This is a genomic window from Aminobacter sp. P4_D5 (genome assembly GCF_056401815.1).
Genome location: NZ_JBFUIP010001133.1, coordinates 1 through 573, shown reverse-complemented (window position 1 = coordinate 573; position 573 = coordinate 1). Strand labels below are relative to the sequence as shown.

The following is a 573-nucleotide window of genomic DNA, read 5'->3' as shown; positions in this document are numbered from 1 at the left end:
GTGCGTAACCGTCCATTTTGTCTCGTATTCGGCCGTCGCTGGCCCTTTAAGCCGAGCGCACTCCTTTTCGTAGGTCTCGGCGATGCCGTGCTGTCGCTCCAGCCGCGCGAGTTCATCACGCCACGCGGCTTCGGTTTTGCCGCCGCTCTTCTTCTGCTTGCCTTTGCGGAGGACGCCCAAATGATACCGGACGAGGTTGAATTCCCCCCACAGCTTCCGCGTCGTCACAACGATGCGGCGAGGAAAGGCGTCCCCCTTGCGCCACAGATAACCGCCCATCACCCGCATTTCCGGCTCGCCGGGCTGCTTACCTTCCCAGGGATGCGCAGTTCCAAGCGCAGTCAGTTCGTCAGGGGCCCATGGCCAGACAGCGTTCCACTTCGCCTCGACAGCATCCTGAGCCTGCTGAGCTTCGTTGTGTGCAGAGACCAGTGCAGGAAGTTTGGATGCCAGTTCCAGCAATCGCGGGTTCTCCGCAATCGCGGGGCTTGCAAGTGCAGGCGCAGGCATCGCGCCGACTGCGGCAGCAGTGGAGGCAGAGGCAAGCCCGAGCAGTAGGCGACGGCGGTTGAT

1 protein-coding gene is annotated in these 573 nt (G+C 62.5%); it reads right to left on the bottom strand.

The window, feature by feature from the left end; all coding sequences use genetic code 11:
- Positions 1–462, bottom strand: a 462-nt coding sequence (locus AC1DWF_RS37085; protein ID WP_476843416.1) for a hypothetical protein, incomplete at its 3' end; no start/stop codon positions are given.
- Positions 463–573: the final 111 nt, after the last annotated feature.